The organism is Mesorhizobium argentiipisi (SeqCode), assembly GCF_037179585.1.
GTDB classification, from domain to species: Bacteria; Pseudomonadota; Alphaproteobacteria; order Rhizobiales; family Rhizobiaceae; genus Mesorhizobium; species Mesorhizobium argentiipisi.
Map to the genome: position 1 here is coordinate 135,409 of NZ_JAPYKO010000010.1, position 23,720 is coordinate 159,128.

Annotated in this window: 24 protein-coding genes; 13 read left to right on the forward strand and 11 right to left on the reverse strand. The window is 62.2% G+C overall.

Translation table 11 applies throughout. The features are described 5' to 3' along the window. Positions 1-25: 25 nt before the first annotated feature. Positions 26-1,060, reverse strand: a complete 1,035-nt coding sequence (locus O7A05_RS16115) for an alpha/beta hydrolase (RefSeq protein WP_224587082.1) — start codon at positions 1,058-1,060, stop codon at positions 26-28. A gap of 272 nt (positions 1,061-1,332) precedes the next feature. Between O7A05_RS16115 and ilvA the strand changes: the two genes are divergently transcribed. Together ilvA and O7A05_RS16125 are read left to right on the forward strand one after the other, a co-directional pair. Continuing rightward, entirely contained in the window at positions 1,333-2,589 is a 1,257-nt protein-coding gene (gene ilvA / locus O7A05_RS16120; protein WP_337094044.1) for a threonine ammonia-lyase IlvA, read from the forward strand. Beyond that, positions 2,586-3,146, forward strand: coding sequence for a DUF1697 domain-containing protein (locus O7A05_RS16125; RefSeq protein ID WP_337094045.1), 561 nt, complete (start codon positions 2,586-2,588; stop codon positions 3,144-3,146). The genes ilvA and O7A05_RS16125 overlap by 4 nt, the downstream gene beginning before the upstream one ends. Positions 3,147-3,179: 33 nt before the next feature. Here O7A05_RS16125 and O7A05_RS16130 read toward each other — a convergent pair whose 3' ends face one another. Further along, entirely contained in the window at positions 3,180-3,467 is a 288-nt protein-coding gene (locus O7A05_RS16130; RefSeq protein ID WP_140809090.1) for a DUF2218 domain-containing protein, read from the reverse strand. Between the two features lie 111 nt (positions 3,468-3,578). Beyond that, positions 3,579-4,019 (reverse strand): lactoylglutathione lyase, encoded by a 441-nt coding sequence (gloA, locus tag O7A05_RS16135; protein ID WP_337094046.1) that lies wholly within the window; start codon positions 4,017-4,019, stop codon positions 3,579-3,581. Between the two features lie 260 nt (positions 4,020-4,279). Between gloA and O7A05_RS16140 the strand changes: the two genes are divergently transcribed. From O7A05_RS16140 to O7A05_RS16150, 3 genes are all read left to right on the forward strand, one after another. Then, on the forward strand, positions 4,280-4,873 hold the full coding sequence (locus O7A05_RS16140; RefSeq protein ID WP_224586942.1) for a cold-shock protein: 594 nt from the start codon (positions 4,280-4,282) through the stop codon (positions 4,871-4,873). A gap of 113 nt (positions 4,874-4,986) precedes the next feature. Beyond that, entirely contained in the window at positions 4,987-5,481 is a 495-nt protein-coding gene (locus tag O7A05_RS16145) for a DUF192 domain-containing protein (RefSeq protein WP_337094047.1), read from the forward strand. Between the two features lie 15 nt (positions 5,482-5,496). Next, entirely contained in the window at positions 5,497-6,264 is a 768-nt protein-coding gene (locus O7A05_RS16150) for an alpha/beta fold hydrolase (RefSeq protein WP_337094048.1), read from the forward strand. 174 nt (positions 6,265-6,438) lie between these two features. On the opposite strand, the gene speB is transcribed toward O7A05_RS16150, so the two are convergent. Both speB and O7A05_RS16160 read right to left on the reverse strand, forming a co-directional pair. After that, entirely contained in the window at positions 6,439-7,404 is a 966-nt protein-coding gene (gene speB, locus O7A05_RS16155; RefSeq protein WP_337094095.1) for an agmatinase, read from the reverse strand. A gap of 94 nt (positions 7,405-7,498) precedes the next feature. Continuing rightward, complete coding sequence (locus O7A05_RS16160) at positions 7,499-8,104, reverse strand: HD domain-containing protein (RefSeq protein WP_337094049.1); 606 nt, start codon at positions 8,102-8,104, stop codon at positions 7,499-7,501. A gap of 216 nt (positions 8,105-8,320) precedes the next feature. On the opposite strand from O7A05_RS16160, the gene cysE reads away from it, so the two are divergent. Next, complete coding sequence (gene cysE, locus O7A05_RS16165) at positions 8,321-9,169, forward strand: serine O-acetyltransferase (protein ID WP_224512198.1); 849 nt, start codon at positions 8,321-8,323, stop codon at positions 9,167-9,169. Between the two features lie 147 nt (positions 9,170-9,316). Continuing rightward, complete coding sequence (locus O7A05_RS16170; protein ID WP_042644432.1) at positions 9,317-9,520, forward strand: DUF3126 family protein; 204 nt, start codon at positions 9,317-9,319, stop codon at positions 9,518-9,520. Between the two features lie 155 nt (positions 9,521-9,675). Here O7A05_RS16170 and O7A05_RS16175 read toward each other — a convergent pair whose 3' ends face one another. Both O7A05_RS16175 and O7A05_RS16180 read right to left on the reverse strand, forming a co-directional pair. Next, entirely contained in the window at positions 9,676-10,575 is a 900-nt protein-coding gene (locus O7A05_RS16175) for an ABC transporter substrate-binding protein (protein WP_337094050.1), read from the reverse strand. Between the two features lie 114 nt (positions 10,576-10,689). Beyond that, entirely contained in the window at positions 10,690-11,277 is a 588-nt protein-coding gene (locus O7A05_RS16180) for a hypothetical protein (RefSeq protein WP_337094051.1), read from the reverse strand. 347 nt (positions 11,278-11,624) lie between these two features. On the opposite strand from O7A05_RS16180, the gene O7A05_RS16185 reads away from it, so the two are divergent. From O7A05_RS16185 to hupB, 4 genes are all read left to right on the forward strand, one after another. Next, positions 11,625-12,260 carry an ATP-dependent Clp protease proteolytic subunit gene (locus O7A05_RS16185; RefSeq protein ID WP_337094052.1) on the forward strand — a complete coding sequence of 212 codons (636 nt, stop codon included), beginning with the start codon at positions 11,625-11,627 and terminating at the stop codon, positions 12,258-12,260. A gap of 290 nt (positions 12,261-12,550) precedes the next feature. Further along, entirely contained in the window at positions 12,551-13,825 is a 1,275-nt protein-coding gene (clpX, locus tag O7A05_RS16190; protein ID WP_224512195.1) for an ATP-dependent Clp protease ATP-binding subunit ClpX, read from the forward strand. A 275-nt stretch (positions 13,826-14,100) separates the two neighbouring features. Next, positions 14,101-16,512: an endopeptidase La gene (lon, locus tag O7A05_RS16195; RefSeq protein ID WP_140750552.1), complete on the forward strand. Its 2,412-nt coding sequence runs from the start codon at positions 14,101-14,103 to the stop codon at positions 16,510-16,512. Between the two features lie 197 nt (positions 16,513-16,709). Beyond that, positions 16,710-16,982, forward strand: coding sequence for a DNA-binding protein HupB (gene hupB, locus O7A05_RS16200; RefSeq protein WP_140532907.1), 273 nt, complete (start codon positions 16,710-16,712; stop codon positions 16,980-16,982). Between the two features lie 85 nt (positions 16,983-17,067). Here the strand turns inward: hupB and O7A05_RS16205 are convergent, their stop codons facing one another. After that, the gene (locus O7A05_RS16205) at positions 17,068-18,090 is read right to left on the reverse strand and encodes an aldo/keto reductase (protein WP_337094053.1); all 1,023 of its coding nucleotides are present in this window, start codon (positions 18,088-18,090) and stop codon (positions 17,068-17,070) included. Between the two features lie 171 nt (positions 18,091-18,261). Here O7A05_RS16205 and hxlB point away from each other — a divergent pair, with 171 nt between their 5' ends. Together hxlB and O7A05_RS16215 are read left to right on the forward strand one after the other, a co-directional pair. After that, a complete protein-coding gene (hxlB, locus tag O7A05_RS16210) occupies positions 18,262-18,828 on the forward strand; it encodes a 6-phospho-3-hexuloisomerase (RefSeq protein WP_337094054.1) in 567 nt (188 codons plus the stop codon). 3 nt (positions 18,829-18,831) lie between these two features. Then, on the forward strand, positions 18,832-19,575 hold the full coding sequence (locus O7A05_RS16215) for a creatininase family protein (protein WP_337094055.1): 744 nt from the start codon (positions 18,832-18,834) through the stop codon (positions 19,573-19,575). Between the two features lie 43 nt (positions 19,576-19,618). On the opposite strand, the gene O7A05_RS16220 is transcribed toward O7A05_RS16215, so the two are convergent. The 3 genes from O7A05_RS16220 to O7A05_RS16230 all read right to left on the reverse strand — a co-directional run bounded on the left by O7A05_RS16220 (position 19,619) and on the right by O7A05_RS16230 (position 23,520). Then, positions 19,619-20,536 carry a carbohydrate ABC transporter permease gene (locus O7A05_RS16220; RefSeq protein WP_337094056.1) on the reverse strand — a complete coding sequence of 306 codons (918 nt, stop codon included), beginning with the start codon at positions 20,534-20,536 and terminating at the stop codon, positions 19,619-19,621. Positions 20,537-20,544: 8 nt separating this feature from the next. Next, complete coding sequence (locus tag O7A05_RS16225) at positions 20,545-21,660, reverse strand: carbohydrate ABC transporter permease (RefSeq protein ID WP_337094057.1); 1,116 nt, start codon at positions 21,658-21,660, stop codon at positions 20,545-20,547. A gap of 195 nt (positions 21,661-21,855) precedes the next feature. Next, complete coding sequence (locus O7A05_RS16230; RefSeq protein ID WP_337094058.1) at positions 21,856-23,520, reverse strand: sugar ABC transporter substrate-binding protein; 1,665 nt, start codon at positions 23,518-23,520, stop codon at positions 21,856-21,858. Positions 23,521-23,720: the final 200 nt, after the last annotated feature.

Below are 23,720 nucleotides of genomic sequence, written 5' to 3' on the forward strand. Positions count from 1 at the left end.
TGCGGCGGAACCCGCACCGATGCGGTTACTGCGCAGCGAGCTGGCGGATGCGGTCCGTCACGTCGCGGTCGCTGGCAAAGCCGTCGTCCTCGCGCAGCCGCTGTCCAATCATCTGCACCATCATCGGGTTGTCGGCGAATTTGGTGTGGTTGAAGCTGTCGGCGCCCTTCACCTTCGAGAGGTCGACCACGGTGACGCCATAGGAGGCGAGGTCGGCAGCATCCCTGTAGTCGCCGACGCGCGGCCGAGCGCCGGCGATCAGGCCGGAGAGCCTCAGCGCCCGGTCGTCATCCGACAACAGCAGGATGAAGGGCTTGTCCGGCTTGCCGTAGCGGCGCATCTGGCTCTTGAAGACGTCGACATCGATGTCGGGCGAGGCGAGCACCACGTCGCCGAGCTTACCGCCGAGATCGCGATCGCCGGTGATGGCGAGCTGACGCAGCGTTTCCATAGTCACCCAGGTTCCCATCGAATGGGCGACGATGTCGATGCGCCGGGCGCCGGTCTGTGCCAGCATCCGCAGCGTCACCTCCAGCTGGTCGCGAGCCGCTGCGGCACTTTCCTTGTCATAAACATAGTCGGTGGTCTTGGCGCCGGAAGCCCAGGAGAACAGCACCGGCGTGCCCGGATAGCCGGAATCATGGACGATCTGGGTGAGCCGATAGACGGCGTCGTCGAAGCCGGTGTTATAGCCATGGACGAAGACCATCACACGTCCGCCGCGCGCGTCGATGTCGGCGTTGAGGGCGCTGGCGAATTTCGGCTGCGTGTCGTAGCCGACGACTTCCGAGGCCATGAAATATTTCGTCGGATCGTTCGACTTGCCGCGCGAACGGCGCTCGATCTGGCCGGTCTGATGAATAGGGGGAACGGTGACGTTGACGCGTGCGTAGTTGAGCGTCGCGGAGCGTTCGCCATCGAAGACCTTGTTCGGGTCGTCGGACCGCTTGCGCGTGGTAGTGATGAAGATCGAGTGGTTGCCGGCGATCTCGGTCGCCGTCGTCGGCACGACGACGCTGCCCAGGATTTCCTGCGTCTGGTGGCCCGCGCAACCTGCCATCAGCAGGGCAAGGGCAATGATCAGAATTGTCTTCAACCGCACGTCGACACTTTCACTGCAATTCCACCGCAGCCACAATTGGCCGTCCACTCCGCGGAAATCTCCCGGACAGGCGAAGTGCGGCTAAAGTAAGTCGTGTCCAGCGGAAATCCGCTCAGTGCCGAACGACCGTCATCGCAGTGTTGCGCGAAAGCCAAAAGGGCGGCAGGAAGGTCTGCCGGCACGGGACATGGCTGTCCTGGCGTACCGCCGAGACAAATGAGGGACTTCTGGTGAACAGCTTCTCTTCTCGCGTCGCCGCTGCCGCCGAGGCGATCCGCGAAATCTTTCCGGAAACGCCGCTCCAGGAGAACGACTATCTGTCGAAGAAAACCGGCGCGCGCATTCTTTTGAAGCGCGAGGACCTGACGCCGGTACGCTCCTACAAGATCAGGGGAGCCTTCAACTTCTTCCGCAAGGCGCTCGCCGCCGGCAACAATGCCGAGCTGTTCGTCTGCGCCTCTGCCGGCAATCACGCGCAGGGCTTCGCCTTCGTCTGCCGGCATTTCGGCAAGAAGGGCGTCGTGTTCATGCCGGTGACGACGCCGCAGCAGAAGATCGACAAGACGCGGCTGTTCGGCGGTGATTTCGTCGAGATCAGGCTGGTCGGCGACTTCTTCGACGATTGCTACCGCGCCGCCTTCGAATTCACCGAAAGCGCCGGCGCGCATATGGTGCCGCCCTTCGACCACAAGGACATCATCGAGGGCCAGGCGACCGTCGCGTACGAAATCGCGGCGCAGATGCCGGGTGGACGCGTGCCCGACATCGTCATGCTGCCGGTGGGCGGCGGCGGCCTCGCCGCCGGTGTGACCCAATATTTCGCCGACCAGCATCGCGACCCGCGTTTCGTGTTCTGCGAGCCGGCGGGCGCGCCGAGCCTGCGTGAAAGCCTTGCCGGCGGCAAGCGGGTCAAGCTCGCCAAGGTCGATAATTTCGTCGACGGCGCCGCGGTGGCCGAGATCGGCCGCGAGCCGCTGCGCCATCTCAAGGACTTCACCGCCGATGCCGTGCGGCTGGTTCCGGAGAACCGGCTCTGCGCCACCATGATCGAGATGCTCAATGTCGAGGGCGTCGTGCTGGAGCCGGCCGGCGCGCTGGCGATCGACGCGCTCAAGGATTTTTCGCGAAAGGAGATCAGGGGCAAGACCATCGTCGCCGTCGTCTCCGGCGGCAATTTCGATTTCGAGCGGCTGCCGGACGTGAAGGAGCGGGCGCTGCGCTTCGAGGGGTTGAAGAAGTATTTCATCATCCGCTTCCCGCAACGGCCGGGCGCGCTGCGCGATTTCCTCGAAATGCTTGGTCCCGACGATGACATCGCCCGCTTCGAGTATCTGAAGAAGTCGGCGCGCAATTTCGGTTCGGTGCTGATCGGCATCGAGACCAAGGACCGACGCAATTTCGACCTGCTGAAGGCCAATTTCGACGCCGAGGGCGTGCAATATCAGGATATCACGGACAACGAGACGCTGGCGGGGTTCATCATATGAGCGCAAAACAAAGCACGGTTTTCGTCGCGCTGTTTTCCGGCATCAACGTCGGCGGCAACCGCATCGTCAAAATGGCGGAGCTCAAAGCCTTCTTCGAAAGTCTCGGCTTCAGCGATGTTGCGACTTATCTGCAGAGCGGCAATGTCGTGTTCCGGGCGAAGAAGAGGGATGCGGCGGCGCTGACCAAGGAACTCGAGACGGCCTTCGAGAAGAAATGGGGCTTCAACTCGCGCATCATGGTGCGCGATGCCGGCTGGTTCGAGCGGCTGGTGATGGACAATCCCTATCCCGAGGTCGCCGGCGAGCCGACCAAGCTGCATGCCTATGCGCTGGAACGGGAGCCAACCGCCGAGGAGACGAAGCGGCTCGCCGACAAATGCACCGGCTCCGAGCGCTTCGAGATCAAGGGCGACGTGCTTTACCTGCATGCGCCGGACGGGCTCGGCAAATCGGTGTTCGCCACCCTCATCCCGCGTACCTTGAAGGTGCCGAGCACGGCGCGCAACTGGCGCAGCGTGCTGGCGCTGCTCGACATGGCCGGCAAGGCCGGCGGCTGACTGTTTGAGGCAGTTTTCCCGAATTGCTCCGGCTCAGGCGGCCTTTTGCCAGTCGAAGCTCAATTCCTCGCGGAAGGCGAAGCGCTTGATATGGTCGGCGACCACGCTCTCCAGCCGCTCCAGCGAAGCTTCATCGTCGGCGGCTAAAGCGATGTGCAGCGCCTGATCGTCGGCATCCATCACGGTGCGGCCAATCGAGAGCTGGATGGCGCCGTGTTGCGGGTCGAACTCGACCGGGAATTTGTGCGACCAGTGCTTGCAGAGCTGCTGCAGATAGCGGCTTGCATGTTCGGTGGCGACATCGGCGCGGCTGGTCGGCATGAAATTCTCCTGGCGGATGAAGAAACGCCAGCCTGGATAAGCCTGGCGCCGATTCCCGATATAGGCAATGCCCGGCGAAACGCCAGCCGCCCCGGTCAAATCGGGGTGGATTTACCAGACGCCCTCGTTCGGCATCGAGGCCCACGGTTCGGCCTTCGCCTTGGCGGGGCCCTTCTGCAGCAGCTCGATCGAGATGCCGTCCGGCGAGCGAATGAAGGCCATGTTGCCGTCGCGCGGCGGGCGATTGATGGTCACGCCATTGTCCATCAGCTTCTGGCAGGTGGCGTAGATGTCGTCGACCTCGTAGGCGAGGTGGCCGAAATTGCGACCGCCCTTGTAGTCCTCCGGGTCCCAATTGTAGGTCAATTCGACCAGCGGCGCCTTCTCGTGAATGCCGCTTTGCTCGTCTTCCGGCGCGGCGAGGAAGATCAGCGTGTAGCGGCCCTGCTCGTTTTCGTAACGGCGCACCTCCTTCAGGCCGAGCTTGTTGCAGTAGAAATCGAGCGACTGGTCGATATCGGCGACGCGGACCATTGTGTGCAGATAGCGCATGGCGGCTTCCTCGGGCTATTGGGGTTGCCAGGCAACATAGGGGCCACCCGGCGAAAGGGCAATCGTCCGACAATTGCGGCGCTGCGGCTGATTTCGGACCTCGCCGTTCGTCTTTGGGAAGCGCCGGCAAACAACATTTCAGCCTTTCCGGTAATGAACGGTGAAAAAAGGCACGTCAGCCCTTGCACACCCCGGAAGCCGCAGTGTTAATCTCTTGGCAAGAATCAGTTGTAGTTCAGTTGGAAAAAGGGGGCATTCTTATGGGGGAAAAAGCCTCTTTTACGAGGCGGGACGGAAGCCTTGACGACGCCTTGCAGCGGGACAATGGCGGCGATCCCGCCGAGCTTGTCGAAATCGCCGGCGCGATCAAATGGTTCGACGTGGCCAAGGGCTACGGCTTCATCCTTCCGGACGACGGCGTCTCGGGTGATATTCTCCTCCATGTGACTTGTCTTCGAAGGGACGGTTTCCAGACGGCGCTCGAAGGCGCGCGGGTCGTCTGCCTGGTGAAACAGGGCGAGCGCGGCTTGCAGGCTTTCCGCGTCCTGTCCATGGATGCCTCGACCGCGGTGCACCCGGCAGAGCAGGAACAGCGCACCCACGTTACCGTGAGCCCTGAGAGCGGCCTCGAGCGCGCCCTGGTGAAGTGGTTCAACCGCACCAAGGGTTTCGGCTTCCTGACGCGGGGCGAGGGGACGGAAGACATCTTCGTCCACATGGAGACGCTGCGGCGCTACGGCATAACCGAGCTCCGGCCGGGCCAGGTCGTGCTCGTCCGCTTCGGACGCGGCGACAAAGGCCTTATGGCCGCCGAAATCCACCCCGATATGGGCACCTTGTCGGTCTCGCACTAAGGTCTCTCGACTCAGTCGAGAAGTCCCTGTGCCGCGGGCCGACCATATTGTCCGAAAACCGGTTCCACTTCTCCGGATCATGGTCTAGGACGAGGGTTTGGTCGAGGTACCCCATGGCTCATCGCAATTGGCTGACTGCGGGCGCGCTCTGCGCCGCGATCGTTTTCGCCGCCTGTTTCATTGCCGCGAAGCCGAGTTCGGCGGATGCGATGCTGCTGCCCACCGACCGGACGCCGCTGGTGGTGTCGACCGGCTCCGGTGATCGTTCCTTCTCCATCGAGATCGCCGATACCTCTGCCGAACGAGAGGCGGGACTGATGTTTCGCCAGACCATGGCCGACGATCACGGCATGTTGTTCGTCTTCGAAAGAACCGACGAGGTGGATTTCTGGATGAAGAACACGCCGATGGCGCTCGACCTCATCTTCATCGGCCAGGACGGCAGGATCAAAGCCATCAAGCGCGGCGAGCCCGAATCCGAAGCGATCATCTCGCCCGGACAGCCAGTGCGCTTCGTGCTTGAACTGAAGGCGGGTACGGCCGCCAAGGACGGCATCAAGGAAGGCGATCTCATGCGCCATCCGGCTATCGGCTCCAGTTCCAACTGAGAAGCAGTTCCGCCGATGGATTTCTTTTCGCATGACGGTTTCGAACTCGCCTATCTCGATCGCCAGCCGGCCTCGGGGCAGGGCGACCCGGTGCTGATGATCCATGGCTTCGCCTCCAGCCACTATGTCAACTGGGTCTCGCCGGGCTGGTTCAAGACGCTGAACGACGCCGGCTACCGGGCGATCGCCTTCGACCATCGCGGACATGGCTCGTCGTCGAAGAGCTATGACGAGGCCGATTACACGCCTGAAAAGATGGCGTCCGACGCGGCCGCGTTGCTCGATCATCTCGGCATCGAGCGCGCGCATGTCATGGGCTATTCGATGGGTACGCGCGTCTCGGCCTTCCTGGCGCTCTCCGATCCGGAGAAGGTCGCGACGCTGGTGTTCGGCGGCCTCGGCATCGGCATGGTCGACGGCGTCGGCGACTGGGATCCGATCGCGGCGGCCCTGCTGGCGGAAGACCCTTCCCAGACCACTCATCCGCGCGGGCGCTCCTTTCGCGCTTTCGCAGATCAGACGCGCAGCGACCGTCGCGCGCTTGCCGCTTGCATCGTAAAGTCGCGCGAGTTGCTCAGCGAGGATGACATGGCCCGCATCGCCCAGCCGACATTGATCGCCGTCGGCACCAAGGACGATATTGGCGGCTCGCCGGACGAGCTTGCCGCCCTCATGCCTAACGCCAGGGCCTTTCACATCGAGGGACGGGACCACATGCTCGCCGTCGGCGACAAGAGCTTCAAGCAGCGCGTGCTCGAGTTCTACGCCGAAAACCCGCTCTGAGCGCGCGGGGCTCCTCGGCTCGCAATGGTCGATCTTCTCGTCACCTATATGGAGATGCTGGCGCCGCCGCAGGGCGCACCGCTTGCGATGCGCGGGATTCAGGATCTACACCCAGAGGATCGAGACCTTTCAGGATTAGCCGGAAAGGCGCTATGCGCTTTTCCTGTAATCGCGCTAGCCGTGCGCCCTCCTGTCGGCGAGGGATCTCGCCATGACGCACAGCAGCTCGAACATCATCGTCGCGCCGGCCAGCGCCGTCATGCCGCCAACGTCAAAGGGGGGCGCGACCTCGACGACATCGGCGCCTGCGAAATTCAATCCGCCCAGCAATCGAACCATCTCCTGCGCCTCGCGTGTGGTGAAGCCGCCGAGCTCCGGCGTTCCGGTGCCGGGGGCCATGGACGGATCGATGCAATCGATGTCGAACGTCACATAGGTCGGGCTGTCGCCGACAAGATCGCGCGCTTCTTGCATGACGGAAGCGACGCCGCGCCGGACGAATTCTTCCATATAGATGATGCGCACGCCCTGGGCGGTCGCCCAATCGTGTTCGCCCGGTTCATAGATCGAGCCTCTGATCCCGATCTGGACAACCCGTTTCGGGTCGAGCAGCCCTTCCTCGATCGCGCGGCGGAAAGGCGTTCCGTGGGTGTAGGGATTGTCGCCGAAATAGCGGTCGTTGGTATCGGAATGCGCATCGAAGTGAACCATGCCGACAGGCGCTTTGCGGGCCACGGCGCGCAGCACCGGCAGCGTCGTCAGGTGGTCGCCGCCCGCCGCCAGTGGGACGGCGCCCTCGGCAACGATCGCGGCAATGCCGTCCTCGATCCGCTTCAACCCGTCGAGCAGGTTGATCGGGTTGACCGAAACGTCGCCGACATCGGCAATATTGGCGATGCTGAACGGTTCTGTTCCCGAGACATGGTGGACGCGGCGCATCAGGCTCGACTGGTTCCTGATTTCGCGCGGACCGTGGCGGGCGCCGGCCCGGTTAGTCGTGCCGCCGTCCCAGGGAATTCCGACAAGGGCGATGTCGAGCCCCTTCGCGCTCGGCACGGCCGGCAGCCGCATGAAGGTGGAAAGCCCGGCAAAACGCGGGACCTGTGCGGCGTCGACAGGTTGGTGGAAGCTGTTTTCCATGGTCTTGGTCATCTCAGACGAATTCACGTTCGATAGTGATCGCAGGGCCCTGGATTTGGGCATAGGGGCAAAGTCCTGCGGGAGAATGGGCCTATCAGGGCTGGTCTTGCAGGGCTTGCAGTGAACGGCCGAGATTTTCCCTGGCCTGCGCCTCGAACCGATCCCGGAATTCGGTCGTATAGAAAATGTGCGGGCGGGCGAGGAAACTCTTCAGAACGGCCGCGCGGCCCGCGCGCCACATCGGCTCCTCCACCCAGCCATATTCCAGCCGGACCGCCGTCTCATAGGCATCGAACACCGCCGGTTCGGCGCCGAGGATCGCCAGATCCATGTCGAGTAAAAGGGCCGCATCGTTGAGCGCGTCCTCGTCGCGGAACGGCGGCAACTGGTGGGTGGCGGTGGCGTTGATCATCGCCTCTATGCGGGCAAGGCGATGAGGATCGACGTGCCCGGCGAGCCTTTTCTCGGCCAGCTCGGCGCTTTTTGCCTCATTGTCCCTGGCGCTGCTGTCATAGATCGCGTCATGAAACCAGATCGCCGCTTCGACAGCGCCCGGGTCGTCGAGCAGGCCCTGGTATTCTTGAGCCAGCGCCAGCATGGCCTTGATATGGACGAGGTTGTGATAGTGCCGGTCCCCGGCCTGATAGAGCGCGGAAAGCTCGGCCTTCAGCGGATCGTCGATCAGCGTCTGTTTTTCCATGACGAATTTTCCGGGCGGCTAACGCTGGCAGGACAACGCAAGTCGCCGCCAGCTTCAAGAGCATATGCGCTCCCGATCAAGGGTTCGTTTTCCATCGTCGCTTGAATTTGCGTGAACCAGGTCCATTTGACAAAGCACTAAGGAAAATTGAGTTCAACCGTGCTATGATTTGGCCTATATGTGCCGCCGGAGAATGAGCAAGGCCGGAGAGCGTCGATGAACAGCGTTACGATTGCCCGCCCCAGCATGGTGCAGCCGGTCGATCCGATCTGGCGGTCGATCCGCGACGAGGCGATGGAGGCGGTGAACCGCGATCCGTTGCTCGCGGCCTTTCTCTATTCGACCATCCTGAACCAGGAGAGCCTCGAAGAAGCGGTGATCCACCGGCTGGCCGAGCGCCTTGCGCATCAGGATATCGGTTCCGATCTCATCCGCCAGACCTTCAAGGCGATGCTGAACGACGATCCGGAATGGAGCTCGACGGTTCGCGTCGACATTCAGGCCTATTACGATCGCGACCCGGCCTGCGACCGCTTCATCATGCCGGTTCTCTATTTCAAGGGTTTTCACGCCATCCAGACGCACCGGCTGGCGCATTGGCTGTGGAACCAGGGCCGCAGGGACTTCGCGCTCTATCTGCAGAGCCGCTCGTCCTCGGTGTTCCAGACCGACATCAATCCGGCCGCCCGCATCGGCAAGGGCATCTTCCTCGACCACGCCACGGGCCTGGTCGTCGGCCAGACCGCCGTCATCGAAGATGACGTCTCGATCCTCCACGGGGTGACGCTGGGCGGCACCGGCAAGGCCAGTGGCGACCGCCACCCGAAGATCCGCCGCGGCGTGCTGATCGGCGCCGGCGCCAAGATCCTCGGCAATATCGAGATCGGCCATTGCTCCAAGATCGCGGCCGGCTCGGTCGTGCTGTCGCCCGTGCCGCACAACAAGACGGTCGCCGGCGTGCCCGCTCGGGTCGTGGGGGAAACCGGCTGCGACCAGCCTTCGCGGCAGATGGACCAGCTCCTGCCGTCGCAAAGCATGGACCACGTCGTGAGCTTCGATATCTGACCGACCGTTTGCCGGCGGCCGCCGAGCGGGCCGCCGGTTCGCTTGGCTGTTCTCCCATGTTATCCTGCCAGCTTGCCTTTACATGGCCATCGTTGGCGTGTCAGAAGCGCGTTCCCACGAACAAGGCCGACATTTCGGAGAAGACTTTTGAAGCCTGACGAAATCAGAAAGCTCGACGCTTATTTCAAACGCGTCTTCCAGAATCCCAAGCTGCAGGTGAAAGCGCGTCCGCGCAAGGAAGACTCGGCCGAGGTTTATGTCGGCGACGAGTTCCTCGGCATCGTCTTCAAGGACGAGGACGACGGCGACTATAATTTCTCGATGGCCATTCTCGACATCGATCTGGGCTAAGCCACAGCGAGTTGCTGTCCGGTCCGGCAATGCGGCCGGATGTGCGCCTGCGGCCAGTTGGTCGAGCCTCCTGCGACCAACCGGAGGCGGCGATACTCTCTCAAAGAAGGCTGCGAGCGGAGGTGACTTAAAGCCGTGTCGCGCCCAGCGGGCAGCTATCCGACGATTTCGCTGGCCAACCGCAGGAAGCTGTCTGGTAATGTGATTGCCATTCTCCGCGCAGCGTTCAAATTGACGATCAACTCGGGCCGGCGGACATATTCGACCGGAAGCGCGCCAGCGTCGGCACCGTTGAGGACGATATCGACTTGGCTGGCCATTCGACGAGCGGCAAGGGCAAGGCTCGTGCCGTAGGCCATCAGCGGACCATATCTTGCGTGATCCCTGCCGAAGATGGCCGGCAGCCGCGCGGCGTGAGCCATTTCGACGATCTTGGCCCCATATGTCGTGGTTCGCGGAACCTCCAGGCACAGAAGACCGCCGGCCTTCGCGGCCGCGAATGCGGCGAAGGCAGTCTCCAGGTCTTCCTCGCGGCCAAGCAGGTGAACCGAAATGTCGAGGCCTTCCGCTTCGGCGACCGCCTTCGAAAGCCTCGGCAGCAAGTCTGGAACCCCAGCGTCGCCCAAAATCGCCAAGCATCTCAGGCCTGGCACCACCTGCTTCAGCATCCGCACTTGCTCGCCGATCTGGCAAGGGTCGAAGTTCGTGCATCCCGTTGTGTGGCCACCGGGGCGCTCGGCACTCTGGACGATTTTCACCGATACCGGATCGAGCACGATGGCAAAGACGATCGGCAAATCGGGCGCCGCTTCGCGAGCAGCCCAGTAGCTCACTGCCCCAATGGCGACGATGATCTTTGCCCGGCGCTGAACAAGCTCGGCGGCAAGGCCAGGAAGGCGATCGAGATGTCCATCGGCAAAGCGAGGCTCGATCTGGATGGTTTCACCGTCCCTGTAGCCCAGTTCCCGGATTGCATCGCAGAAAGAGCCGAAGCTCGGATACGATCGGTCGCCGGCAAGCAGCATGCCGACAACGGGGACGTCTGAAGGCCGCATTCCTCGGATTCCTGTCAGTTCGTCGCGCCCGCTGTGTTTCGACGTCTAAGCTAACACAGGTGGAATGCCGAAAGGTCGGCTTTCTGTCCGCAGATGCAACAATTCCGGTCGACCCTACCCCACGCAATGCTGCGGGATATACACCCGCTTCCAGCTGGTCGAACCTTCCCGCACCACCACCCGGCGCGCCACTGTCCCATATGAGGGCGGGATTTGCCGGATGCGTACCTGCTGCGGACGCACCAGCACTTCGTGGGCAACCGCTTCAAATTCCGCCGGCTGAACGACGCGCCGGACGCGCTCCGGCTGGACCACAACCGTCTCGGCAACGCGCGCATAGCGGGCTTTGCGCCACACCTTGCACAGCACCTTGCGGCCGTGAATGACGCGCCACTCCCAGGCATAGCCGCCATCCTCGACCTTGACTGTGTGGTAGACCGTGCGTGTGACTGCCGGCACTGTCTCGTAGGTGACGCGCGCCGGAGCGATCCGGTCCACGCTTTGATAGGTGCCGTAGATCGGCGCGTCGTAATCGACCACCTGTCCGCCGGGGCTCACCATCACATCCTCGTAGACGGTGTCGTAAAGTGCCGGCCTATGGATCGGCTCATAGCATTCGAGCGCGCGGCCGCCGGCGGCGGTTTCACAGACGCTGGCAAGCATGGCGACGGCCGCCAGCGATGCGGAGCTTTTGCGGATCATGACATTCCCCCGTTGAAAAAGGACGCCCTCACAACGCAGGACTGTAGCGGAAGGTCCGGGGGCCGGCAGCGATTTCAAGGCTTTTCGTTAAGCGGCGCGGTTAAGGAATTGCTACCTTGCCATGTCTTCGGTTCGGCCAACCGGACCGAGCCCGCCTCGTCGGCCTATTCGCCTCGGGTTTTTGCCGACACTGCGACGCTTGATTCGGCTTAACCAGATGGCTAGGAGAGGCGGCCTTGCGCTAGGGTGAGCCGGCATCCTATTTAGATCGTAACCGATCCAGAACGATTCCGCGCGATTGCTGATAATACCAAGGTGCCGGAATCCATCTCCAACAAGGGTAGTCCATGAAGAACCCCGTTGAAACCTACATGAACCTCGTTCCGATGGTGGTCGAGCAGACCAATCGCGGCGAGCGTGCCTATGACATTTTCTCGCGCCTCTTGAAGGAACGCATCATCTTCATCACCGGCCCGGTGGAGGATGGGATGGCGACGCTGGTTTGTGCACAGCTTTTGTTCCTCGAGGCGGAAAACCCCAAGAAGGAAATCAATCTCTATATCAATTCGCCGGGCGGGGTCGTCACCTCGGGCATGGCGATCTACGACACCATGCAGTTCATCAAGCCGGCGGTGTCGACGCTCTGCATCGGCCAGGCGGCCTCGATGGGTTCGCTGCTTCTGACCGCCGGCCACAAGGACATGCGTTTTGCCACGCCGAACGCCCGGATCATGGTTCACCAGCCGTCCGGCGGCTTCCAGGGGCAGGCTTCGGACATCGAACGTCATGCGCAGGACATCATCAAGCTGAAGCGCCGCCTGAACGAGGTCTATGTCAAGCACACCGGCAAGAGCTATGACGAGATTGAGAGGACGCTCGACCGTGACCATTTCATGACCGCGGACGAGGCCAGGGACTTTGGTCTGATCGACAAGGTCATATCGAGCCGCGAGGCCGTCGAGACAGTCGCAGCCTCGGCCTGACATCCACAGCAAATGACAGCATAACGCGGTTTTGGCGCGTCTTGCGGCATTTCGGCCACAATTGGCTGTTCCCTCAGGCGTTGGGATTGCCTACGTTAAGGCTATGTTGATTTTCGACGGCTTAGCTTTGCATGGGGTTGCTGCGAATCGTTGCCGCGTTTTCTGAATTGTGTTTCGTACGGAATGCGCTGTGCGAGCCGGGACACTGGCGGTGGCGGATTCCCGCGATAGATTGGTGAGACGTCACTCAAAGCCAGGCGATCGGCGGGCGACGGTGAAAGGACAGAAAAATGAGCAAGGTCAGCAACGGCGGCGGCGATTCAAAGAACACGCTTTACTGCTCGTTTTGCGGCAAGAGCCAGCACGAAGTCCGCAAGCTGATCGCCGGACCGACGGTCTTCATCTGCGATGAATGCGTCGAACTGTGCATGGACATCATCCGCGAGGAGAACAAGACCTCGATGGTGAAGTCGCGCGAAGGCGTGCCGACCCCGCAGGAGATCCTCAAGGTCCTCGACGACTACGTCATCGGCCAGCCTTACGCCAAGCGCGTGCTGTCGGTGGCGGTCCATAACCACTACAAGCGCCTGGCGCATGCCGGCAAGAACAACGACGTCGAACTGGCGAAGTCGAACATCCTGCTGATCGGCCCGACGGGCTGCGGCAAGACGCTCCTCGCCCAGACGCTCGCCCGCATCATCGACGTGCCCTTCACCATGGCGGACGCCACGACCCTGACCGAGGCCGGCTACGTCGGCGAGGACGTCGAGAACATTATCCTGAAGCTGTTGCAGTCGGCCGACTACAATGTCGAGCGCGCCCAGCGCGGCATCGTCTATATCGACGAAATCGACAAGATCTCGCGCAAGTCTGACAATCCGTCGATCACCCGCGACGTGTCGGGCGAGGGCGTGCAGCAGGCGCTGCTCAAGATCATGGAAGGCACGGTCGCTTCGGTGCCGCCGCAGGGCGGCCGCAAGCATCCGCAGCAGGAATTTCTGCAGGTCGACACCGCCAACATCCTGTTCATCTGCGGTGGCGCCTTTGCGGGTCTCGACAAGATCATCTCGGACCGTGGCCGTAAAACCTCGATCGGCTTCGGCGCGACCGTTGCCTCGCCCGAGGATCGGCGCACCGGCGACATCTTCCGCCAGGTCGAGCCCGAGGATCTGTTGAAATTCGGCCTGATCCCCGAATTCGTCGGCCGTCTGCCGGTTCTGGCGACGCTGGAAGATCTCGACGAGCCGGCGCTGATCCAAATCCTGACCGAGCCGAAGAACGCGCTGGTCAAGCAGTATCAGCGGCTGTTCGAGATGGAGAATGTCGACCTGACGTTCCACGAGAACGCGCTGTCGGCGATCGCCAAGCGCGCCATCGAGCGCAAGACCGGCGCGCGCGGCCTGCGCTCCATCATGGAAGCGATCCTGCTCGACACCATGTTCGAGCTGCCGGCGCTGGAAGGCGTGCGCGAGGTGGTGATTTCGGAAGAGGTGGTGTCCGGCAACGCCCGGCCGCTCTACATCTACTCCGAGCAGAAGGAAAAGAAGGGCAATGTCAGCGCCTGAAATGGCACTGGGCCCGTCAATTTTCATGGAACGGCGCCCGCGTGGCGCCGTTTTGCTGTCAAAGGCGGGGGAGGCGGGCAGTGGAAGGGCTCGAACGACCGTGTTAACCCTTGATCTTTGCCTCGGCTACATCCACCTAACAGCAGAAGGCCGAGGCGCCGAATTCTGTGCTGTAAAATTCCCGTCACAAACGGTGGTAGGCGGAACGACGCTCGGTCGTTAATATGAGATTCGCGGTTGGCTAAATAAGCGGCCGCGACATGAAAGGTTGGACAATGGCCAAGATATCCAAGGCTTCCGGCGACGGCGTTTTCGCAGTTCTCCCACTGCGCGATATTGTCGTGTTCCCGCATATGATCGTTCCGCTCTTCGTGGGCCGTGAAAAGTCGATCAAGGCGCTGGAAGAGGTGATGGGTCAGGAAAAGCAGATCCTGCTCGCTACCCAGATGAATGCAGCCGACGACGATCCTGAGCCCGATGCGATTTTCGACATCGGCACGCTCGCCAATGTGCTGCAGCTTTTGAAGCTGCCCGACGGCACCGTGAAGGTTCTGGTCGAGGGTGCCTCGCGCGCCAAGATCGTTTCGTTCACCGATCGTCCCGACTTCCATGAGGCCCGCGCCACAGCGCTCGCCGAGCCGGAAGAGGAAGAGGTCGAGATCGAGGCGCTTGCCCGCTCGGTCGTCACCGACTTCGAGAATTACGTCAAGCTGAACAAGAAGATTTCGCCCGAAGTGGTGGGCGCCGCCAGCCAGATCGACGACTATTCCAAGCTCGCCGATACGGTTGCGTCGCATCTCGCCATCAAGATCCCCGAGAAGCAGGAGATGCTCGCCACGCTTTCCGTCAAGGAACGGCTGGAGAAGGCGATGGGCTTCATGGAAGCCGAAATCTCCGTGCTCCAGGTGGAAAAGCGCATCCGCTCGCGCGTCAAGCGCCAGATGGAGAAGACGCAGCGCGAGTACTACCTCAACGAGCAGATGAAGGCGATCCAGAAGGAGCTCGGCGAGGGCGAGGACGGCCGCGACGAGGCCGCCGAGATCGAGGCGCGCATCAAGAAGACCAAGCTCTCCAAGGAGGCCCGCGAGAAGGCGGAAGCCGAATTGAAGAAGCTGCGCTCGATGTCGCCGATGTCGGCTGAATCGACGGTCGTGCGCAACTATCTCGACTGGCTGCTGTCGATCCCGTGGGGCAAGAACTCCAAGGTCAAGCAGGATCTGAACTATGCGCAGGACGTGCTCGACGCCGATCATTTCGGCCTCGACAAGGTCAAGGAGCGCATCGTCGAGTATCTCGCCGTGCAGAGCCGCCAGAAGAAGATCAAGGGGCCGATCCTGTGCCTGGTCGGACCGCCCGGCGTCGGCAAGACGTCGCTCGGCAAGTCGATCGCCAAGGCGACCGGCCGCGAGTTCATCCGCATGGCGCTTGGCGGCGTGCGTGACGAGGCCGAGATCCGCGGTCACAGGCGGACCTATATCGGCTCGATGCCCGGCAAGGTCATCCAGTCGATGAAGAAGGCCAAGAAGTCCAACCCGCTCTTCCTGCTCGATGAGATCGACAAGATGGGTCAGGACTTCCGCGGCGATCCGTCGTCGGCCCTGCTCGAGGTGCTCGATCCGGAGCAGAACTCGACGTTCATGGACCACTACCTCGAGGTCGAATACGACCTGTCGAGCGTGATGTTCGTGACGACGGCGAACACGCTGAACATCCCTGCGCCCCTGATGGACCGCATGGAGATCATCCGTATCGCCGGTTACACCGAGGACGAGAAGATCGAGATCGCCAAGCGTCATCTGATGCCCAAGGTGATCCGCGACCATGCCCTGCAGCCGAACGAATTCTCGGTCGGCGAGGACGCGATCCGCGGCATCATCCAGACCTACACGCGGGAAGCCGGCGTGCGCAGCCTGGAGCGCGAGCTGATGAAGCTCGGGCGCAAGGCGGTGACCGAGATCCTGCGGACGAAGAAGAAGACGGTGAAGATCACGGCGGACAACCTCGCCGATTATCTCGGCGTGCCGCGCTTCCGCTTCGGCCAGGTCGAGGCCGACGATCAGGTCGGCGTGGTCACGGGTCTTGCCTGGACGGAAGTCGGCGGCGAGCTGCTGACGATCGAAGGCGTCATGATGCCCGGCAAGGGCCGCATGACGGTGACCGGCAATCTGCGTGACGTGATGAAGGAATCGATCTCGGCGGCGGCCTCTTATGTCCGCTCCAGGGCAATCGATTTCGGCATCGAGCCGCCGCTGTTCGACAAGCGCGACATCCACGTCCACTTGCCGGAAGGCGCGACCCCGAAGGATGGCCCGTCCGCCGGCGCCGCGATGGCCACGGCTATCGTGTCGGTGCTGACGGGTATCCCCGTCCGGGCCGATGTGGCGATGACCGGCGAGATCACGCTGCGTGGCCGCATCCTGCCGATCGGCGGCCTGAAGGAGAAGCTGCTCGCGGCATTGCGCGGCGGCATCAAAAAGGTCCTGATCCCGGAAGAGAACGTCAAGGATCTGGCGGACATTCCGGACAACGTCAAGAATGGCATGGAAATCGTCCCGGTCTCGCGGGTCGGCGAGGTGCTCGCGCACGCGCTGACCAGGATGCCGGAGCCGATCGAGTGGGTCGAGCCGGTCAATGCGCCGGCTCCGGTCGACACCGGCGACGATGCCGGAAAGTCGCTTGCTCATTAGAATATTCTAACGTTGCAATGCACAAAGAGAGAGCCGGGCCTTGAGCCCGGCTTTTTTCATGTGAAAAAGCCATGAAAAAATGCAAAAAAGCCCGGAATTCTGCGGTTTTCGGCTTGGGTTCCTGTAAGCTTCTTTCTAAAGTCCGTTTCCTGCCGGACGAGTCGTAAGTTCCGGTTTTCTCATGGAAGGGAATTTTGATGAACAAGAACGAACTGGTGTCCGCTGTCGCCGACTCCGCAAGCATTTCGAAGGCTGATGCGCAGTCCGCCGTCGATGCGGTGTTCTCCGTAATCACCGGCGAACTGAAGAAGGGCGGCGATGTCCGGCTTGTCGGCTTCGGAAATTTCACCGTGTCAAAACGCGCTGCTTCGACCGGCCGCAATCCGCAGACCGGCGCGGAAGTGCAGATTCCGGCGCGCACCGTGCCGAAATTCTCGGCCGGCAAGGGCCTCAAGGACGCGGTCAACTAAGACCTTTTTCGTTAAGTGCAGAAAAGCCGGGCTTGCCCGGCTTTTCTTTTTCTGGCGATCGGCCCTGCACTTTTGCTGGAATTGCTCAGGCCGTCGGCGCGTCCGCGCGCATCAGGCCTTCCTGTTTCAAATCCGCCCAGAGCGCCACCGGTATCTTGGTGTCGAGTAGCGCGCGGTTGCTCTCGACCTCGGCAGGCCGCTGGCCGCCGGGGATCACAGACATCACCGAAGGGTGCTGCAGCGGGAATTGCAGAGCCGCCTCGATCAGGCGCACATTGTGGCGCTTGCAGACGGCTTCGATGCGCGCCACGCGGTCGAGGATCTCCTTCGGCGCCTCGCTGTAATTGTAGAAGGCACCGGGCTTCGGTCCGGTCGCCAGCACGCCGGAATTGTAGGGGCCGCCCAGCACGATGCCGATGCCACGCTTCTGGCAAAGCGGCAGGAAGGATTGAAGCGCTTCCTGTTCGAGCAGCGTATAGCGGCCGGCAAGCAGGAACAGGTCGAAGTCGCCGCGCTCGGCGAGCGTCTGGGCGACTTGCCACTCGTTGATGCCGCCGCCGAAGGCCTTGATCACGCCCTGGTCGCGCAGCGCCAGCAGCCCGTAATAGCCGGACGACATGAACTCCTCGATGCGGGCGTCGGAGGCTTCCTTGCTGCCATGGGTGAAGATATCGACATCGTGGACGAAGAGGATGTCGATACGGTCGACACCAAGACGCTCCAGCGAGGCCTCGAAGGAGCGCATAACGCCGTCATAGGAGTAGTCGTAGACTTCCCGGCGCGACGGCGTCTCGAAAAACTTGCCGATGCCGGTGCGCTGGTCCGGCGGGGCGACGCGCATGATGCGGCCGACTTTGCTCGACAGCACATAGTCGTCGCGCTTCCTGCCGCGCAGGAACGGGTTGAGGCGGGTTTCCGACAGGCCGAGGCCGTAGAGCGGCGCCGTATCAAAGTAGCGGCATCCGGTCGCCCATGCCGCTTCCAGGGTGGCATTGGCGTCCTCGTCGGAGATGGCGCGGTAGAGATTGCCGAGCGGCGCCGTGCCGAAGCCGAGCTCGGTGAAGGTGATGCCGCCATTGCCGATGCGGTCGAAGTGCCGTGTCTTCATGTCTGACGATGTCCCGGAGTGATTTGTCTGACATGACACTATCATGCCCGTGGCCCAGCAAAAGTGCCGAGGCTCATTGGACAGCGATTTTCGCAATGGTAGCATGAACAAAAACAAGCCTTTCGCGGCGCGCACCGCAAATCGCGATATTGCGCAGGAGGGTGAGCCATCATGATCAAAGCCGGATCCGGCATGTTCGCGACCGCGCTGGACGAGCTTGGCGCGGTGCTGGCGCGCACGGATGAAGCTCGCATCGACGCTGCCTGCGCAATGCTGGCCGGCGCCGGCAAGATCGCCGTCTATGGCTGCGGCCGCGAGGCCCTGCAGGTGAAGGGCTTCGCCATGCGGCTCTACCATCTCGGCCTGCCGGTCTCGATCGTCGGCGACATGACCGCGCCGCCGCTGGGGCAGGGCGACGTCTTCCTGGCGAGCTCAGGGCCGGGCGAGACCACCACCGTGCTGACCTTGATGCGCGTTGCCCGCGATGCCGGCGCGAAGGTGCTGCTTTTGACGGCAGAACCGGAAAGCAGCGCCGCCAAGCTCGCGGACTTCACCCTGCTCATCCCGGCGCAGACAATGGCCAGCGACCAGGGCGCGGCGAGAAGCTCGGTGCTGCCGATGGGCTCGCTGTTCGAAGGCGCGCTGTTCCTTCTGTTCGAAATCATGGTGCTGAAGCTCCAGGCGCTGACTGGGGCGACGCCCGAAGCGATGCGCGCCAGGCACACCAATATGGAGTAGGGGATGCGCTACGAACTGATGCTGCCGCACCAGATCCGCAAGGCGATCGAGGAGAACTGGCCGGTCGTGCTGCCGCTCGGCGTGCTCGAATACCACGGCGAGCACATGGCAGTCGGAATGGACACGCTGGCCGTCATCAAGACGGTGGAGCTGATCGAGAAGGAGAGGGACCTCGTCATCCTGCCGCCCTTCTACTACGGCGCGGCAAGCTACGCGGTCGCGGCGCCGGAAGGCAGCGGCTCGGTGCAGGTCGGCGGCCCGGCGCTTTCGCCCTTCGCGGAGGAATTGTTCTACGGCCTGCTGCGTATCGGCTTCCGCAACATCCACGCCATCATCCATCACCAGACCGAGAATTTCGCGGCAGGCATGCCGACCGATCTCGCCTTCAAGACCGCCGGCCGGCAGGCGATCTTCCGCTTCCTGGAAAAGGAGCGCGGCGAGGGCTGGTGGGGTTCCAACACCATGGCCGATTACTATGCCGGCCATGCGCAGGGCGAGAATGTCTTCAATTGGGTGCAGGTGCATCCGTTGATGCCGGCCGCGATGACCGGCAAATTTCCGTTCGACCATGCCGGCATCGGCGAGACGTCGCTGATGCTGGCGCTGTGTCCCGAGGCGGTGGATACCGGGCGTTTCGCGGACAATACCAGCTGGTACACTAAGAGCGCGTCGGAGGCCTCGGCGGGCCTTGGCAAGATCGGCGTCGCCATGATCCTCGATCATTTGCGCTCGATTCTGGTGCGATAGGCGCGGTTCTTCCTTCTCCCACAAGGGGAAGGAAAGGCGCCGCCTACTTCACCGAACCGGCCGTCATGCCCATGATCAGATAGCGCTCGAGCGCGATGCCGATGATCGCCAGCGGCGCGATCGCGGCGGTGGCCAAGGCTGCCATTGACCACCAGTTGATGCCTTGCGAGCCGGTCTGGCTCGCCACCATGACGGGGATGGTCTTGGCATCGGTCGATGTCAGAAGCGCGGCGAAGAAATACTCGTTCCAGCACAGCACCATCGCCAGGATGAAGGCGGCGACCATGCCGGGCAGCGCGATCGGTATGACAATGCGGAAAAAGGCGCCCCAGATCGACAGCCCGTCGACCAAAGCCGCCTCCTCCAACTCGACGGGTATCGAGTTGAACTGGTCGCGCATGATCCAGATGACGATCGGCAGCACCATCAGCGTGTAGAGGAGCACGAGCCCGATGCGGGTATCGAGGAGCGCCACTTCCCGGTAGAGCACCAGGAAAGGCAGCGCCAGAACGACCGGCGGCAGGATCAACTGCGACAGGAAGAAGAAGGAGATGTCCTCGTTCTTGAACCAGGCGAATTTGTAGCGGTAGCGGACAAGGCCATAGGCGGCGAGGCTGCCGATGATGATGGCGAGGCTCGATGCGCCGACCGAGGTGATGACCGAGTTCATGAAGCGCTTGAGGAACTCGTCGCGCACGGTCGAGGTCTGGAAGATGGAATCCGGCGACAGGCCGAGCGAGCGCCAGCCCTTCCAGTCAGGCGTGAAGTCGACGAAGGGAACGAGGTGGCCTTGCGTGACGTCGACCGCCGATTTGAACGAGGTGGTGATTGTCCAATAGATCGGGAACAGGCAGACGAAAGCCCAGAAGATAAGCGCGCCATAAATGAAGACGCGGCTGGCGATGAAGGCCGCCGGCGAGCGGATTTCGGAAACAGTGTAGTCCGTGGTCTGGACGCTCATGATGCCGCTCAGTTGACGTTGCGCACGAAGCGACTGGCGAATTTCAGGAGCCAGGTCACGAACACGATGATGATGACCAGATAGGCCATGGCCAGCATGGTGCCGTAGCCGACATTCGAGCGGTCGCGGTATTCGCGATAGATGAAGCTCGACACGGAATCCGTGGCGCCGCCGGGTCCGCCGGAGGTCAGGGTGATGATGATGTCTGCGAGCTTCAGCTTGAAGATGATGCGCAGGATCACCGCCGTCACCGATACGGGCAGCATCAGCGGGAAGGTGACCTGCCAGAAGGTCTGCCATGCGGTCGCGCCGTCGACGCGGGCGGCCTCCAGCACCTCGCGCGACATCGCCTGCAGGCCAGCAAGCAGCATGATCATCATGAACGGGATGAAGGTCCAGGCATCGAGCATCATGATCGAGATGCGGGCGGTGATCGGGTCCGAGAAGAAGGCTGGATTGTTCCAGCCGAGATGACGCGCCAGTGTCGCCGCAGGGCCGAACCGGTACTCCATCAGCGATTTGCCGACCATCCAGGACACGCCGACCGGCGACAGCATCAGGGGCAGCAGGAAGACGACGCGGAAAAATTTGCGGGCCCGGATCTGCGCATTGAGCAGCAGCGCCAGGCCGAAAGCGATGACATATTCGACCAGCACCGCAAGCACATAGAGCACCATGTTCAACAGCGCGTTGCGGTAATAGGGGTCGGCCAGCATCTGCCAGAAATTGTCGAGGCCATTGAAACGGCGGCCTGAGAACGAGCTGAGGTTCCAGTCGGTAAGCGCGATGTAGAAGCCGAACAGCGTCGGGAAGATCACCATGGCGATGGTGAAGAGCAGGGCCGGCAAAAGGAACAGCGCGCGCTGCCCGTCCTCGCCGCGCGTCAGCACCTGCCAGGCGCCAAGCGCTGCGCCCCACAAGATGTAGGCGTAGACCACAGGGCGCCATGTGTCGAAACCGACTGTGGACATCTCGGTCTTGTAGAGGATCTGCACGACGATGATCGCCAGCAGGCCAAGCGTTGCAATGGCCAGCAAGACCCAGCCGAGGCGCTTGCGGCCTGCCGGGATCAGGTCGGCCGGATGTGCCGGCCACGCATTCGCGGTCGAAGTCTGCTCAGCCACGCCTCTCGCCTTCTAGAGCGCTTCACCGTTTCACGGAAACGGCGAACCGCTCTATCTCTTTGTTTTTACGCAATTCCGGACGGAAAACCGCTCACACTTTTCCTGGAATTGCTCTAACGCATCAAACCGGCCGAGCCGGTAAAGATGCGGCCCGGTGACGATGTGCCACCGGGCCGCGATGTCTCATAAGCCAGCCTACATGCCGAGCGAGGCTTTGTAGAGCTTGACCTGGTTTTCGCGGCCGATCTGGTCGGTCAGCTTTTCCCAGGCCGCGGCGATTGCATCGGCGCCTTCCTGCGCCTTCATCTTGCCGGCGAAGGTGTTGGCCAGGATGTCCTCGGCGGCCGAATAGTACTGGAAGATGCCGGGGATGCGTGGCTCGATCGCCGCATTCGGATGGTTGTAGGAATCGCCTTCCGACTTGAGATAGGAGGTGATGAAGGCTTCGTCATAGCCGGCCGCAACCCATTCGGGAATGTTGAAATGGGAGTTGCGGTAGGGCTGGAAGCCCGACGGATACATCGCCGTCCAGATCGACAGGTCCTTGCCGCCGAGATGGGCGGCCGCCGACCATGCCGCCTTCTTCTTCTTTTCGTCGGAATCGACGCGGGCCATGACGTAGACGCCCCAGCCGAGATAGGCGCAGTTCGGCGCATAATTCGGGCCGCTGGCGAGCTTTTCCCACTTGCCGGTCTTGGAGTTGTAGACGTCGTCGGAGCCCGGCAGGATCGAGAAGCCGGTGACGTCGCCGATGACCGATGAGTCATTGGTCTTCACGTTCGAGCCGACGTCGCCCCACCAGGGGATCATCGAGCCGGTGCCGGCCAGGAACTGCTGGAAGGCGGTCGTGTTCGGATCGGCGTTGATCTGGTCGGCGGGCTCGGAGGGCAGGGCGTCGATGACGTCCTGGATGGCGCGCACCCAGGCCGGGTTGTTGATGCGCGGCTTCATCGTGTCGGCATCGAACAGCCAGGCCTTGTCGTCGGGATGCTTGGCATAGGCCGTGGCGCGGCTGCCGAGGAAATAGAAGCCGAAGCCGCCCCAGGGCTTGGGCGCGTCGAGGTAGCCGTAGACGTCCTGGCCCTTGAATTTCTTGCCCTTAAGGAACTTGGTGACGGCCTGCACTTCCTGCCAGGTCTTCGGCACGCCCCATTCGGTCGTGGCGCCGCTTTCCTTCCAGGCCTTGGCGAGATCGGCATCCGCGAACACGTCAGTGCGGTAGTTGAAATTGTGCGCGTCGCCGTCGATGGTCACGCGATACTGCTTGCCGTTCCACGTGCCGACCGGGGGCTTGAGATAGTTGACCAGATCCTCGAAATCGATCTGTTTCTTGACCCAGTCGGGCATCTCGGAGGTCAGGCCCTTGCCGCAGACGTCGCCTTCGAAGGGCGCGCCCATCTCGATGATGTCGAAGTCGACGGTCTTGGTCGCAATGGATTGCTGCAGGCGGGCGTTGTAGTCGGCCTGGGCAAGGTCGATCCAGCTGATCTTGGCGCCCGTATAAGCCTCCCATGGCTTCAGGAAGCCACGGAACAGCACGTTGTGCAGGTTCTGGTTGTTGAGGCCCATAAAGGTGAGCTCGACACCGGCGAACTCGCCTTCCTTGACATTGGCCTTGGTCGCTTCGAGGCAGAGCTCTCCGACCTTCTGGAAGTCTGCATCGGTCGGCTGGCCCTTGCCGACGCCCGGAATCTGCAGGATTTTCGCGCGCACACTGTCGTCGGCGGCCGCAGGCTTCGTCAGTGCTCCGAGCCCCGCACTGGAGGCGGCGGCGATTGCGGCCATGCTGGCCGCACCCTTCAGCACATCGCGGCGGCTCGCGCCGGCGCGCATCAGTTTTTCATACAAATCGACTCTCATCTACAGGTTCCTCCCAGAACATCAGCGATTGAATTGAAGTGGCCAATCTCTCGGACGTCGAAACGTCTCACGGTTCTCCTCGATCATACCGGACGTGGGGTCCCACCCTGCGTCGCCGGAGCTCCGATCTCAGGGTAGCAGGCCTGCTGTCGGATTGGCACTCGCCACTATTCGCGTAATCGATTACCTTGTCAACAAGA

Excerpts from the sequence above, each read along its gene's own strand:
- lon (WP_140750552.1), top strand. The coding sequence starts at position 14,101 with ATGGCCAAGATATCCAAGGCTTCCGGCGACGGCGTTTTCGCAGTTCTC.
- O7A05_RS16140 (WP_224586942.1), top strand. The coding sequence starts at position 4,280 with ATGGGGGAAAAAGCCTCTTTTACGAGGCGGGACGGAAGCCTTGACGAC.
- O7A05_RS16125 (WP_337094045.1), top strand. The coding sequence starts at position 2,586 with ATGAGCGCAAAACAAAGCACGGTTTTCGTCGCGCTGTTTTCCGGCATC.
- O7A05_RS16145 (WP_337094047.1), top strand. The coding sequence starts at position 4,987 with ATGGCTCATCGCAATTGGCTGACTGCGGGCGCGCTCTGCGCCGCGATC.
- O7A05_RS16150 (WP_337094048.1), top strand. The coding sequence starts at position 5,497 with ATGGATTTCTTTTCGCATGACGGTTTCGAACTCGCCTATCTCGATCGC.
- O7A05_RS16160 (WP_337094049.1), bottom strand. The coding sequence starts at position 8,104 with ATGGAAAAACAGACGCTGATCGACGATCCGCTGAAGGCCGAGCTTTCC.
- cysE (WP_224512198.1), top strand. The coding sequence starts at position 8,321 with ATGAACAGCGTTACGATTGCCCGCCCCAGCATGGTGCAGCCGGTCGAT.
- O7A05_RS16115 (WP_224587082.1), bottom strand. The coding sequence starts at position 1,060 with ATGGCAGGTTGCGCGGGCCACCAGACGCAGGAAATCCTGGGCAGCGTC.
- gloA (WP_337094046.1), bottom strand. The coding sequence starts at position 4,019 with ATGCGCTATCTGCACACAATGGTCCGCGTCGCCGATATCGACCAGTCG.
- O7A05_RS16185 (WP_337094052.1), top strand. The coding sequence starts at position 11,625 with ATGAAGAACCCCGTTGAAACCTACATGAACCTCGTTCCGATGGTGGTC.
- O7A05_RS16220 (WP_337094056.1), bottom strand. The coding sequence starts at position 20,536 with ATGAGCGTCCAGACCACGGACTACACTGTTTCCGAAATCCGCTCGCCG.
- O7A05_RS16180 (WP_337094051.1), bottom strand. The coding sequence starts at position 11,277 with ATGATCCGCAAAAGCTCCGCATCGCTGGCGGCCGTCGCCATGCTTGCC.
- O7A05_RS16175 (WP_337094050.1), bottom strand. The coding sequence starts at position 10,575 with ATGCGGCCTTCAGACGTCCCCGTTGTCGGCATGCTGCTTGCCGGCGAC.
- O7A05_RS16205 (WP_337094053.1), bottom strand. The coding sequence starts at position 18,090 with ATGAAGACACGGCACTTCGACCGCATCGGCAATGGCGGCATCACCTTC.
- O7A05_RS16130 (WP_140809090.1), bottom strand. The coding sequence starts at position 3,467 with ATGCCGACCAGCCGCGCCGATGTCGCCACCGAACATGCAAGCCGCTAT.
- hxlB (WP_337094054.1), top strand. The coding sequence starts at position 18,262 with ATGATCAAAGCCGGATCCGGCATGTTCGCGACCGCGCTGGACGAGCTT.
- O7A05_RS16230 (WP_337094058.1), bottom strand. The coding sequence starts at position 23,520 with ATGAGAGTCGATTTGTATGAAAAACTGATGCGCGCCGGCGCGAGCCGC.
- speB (WP_337094095.1), bottom strand. The coding sequence starts at position 7,404 with ATGGAAAACAGCTTCCACCAACCTGTCGACGCCGCACAGGTCCCGCGT.
- O7A05_RS16215 (WP_337094055.1), top strand. The coding sequence starts at position 18,832 with ATGCGCTACGAACTGATGCTGCCGCACCAGATCCGCAAGGCGATCGAG.
- clpX (WP_224512195.1), top strand. The coding sequence starts at position 12,551 with ATGAGCAAGGTCAGCAACGGCGGCGGCGATTCAAAGAACACGCTTTAC.
- hupB (WP_140532907.1), top strand. The coding sequence starts at position 16,710 with ATGAACAAGAACGAACTGGTGTCCGCTGTCGCCGACTCCGCAAGCATT.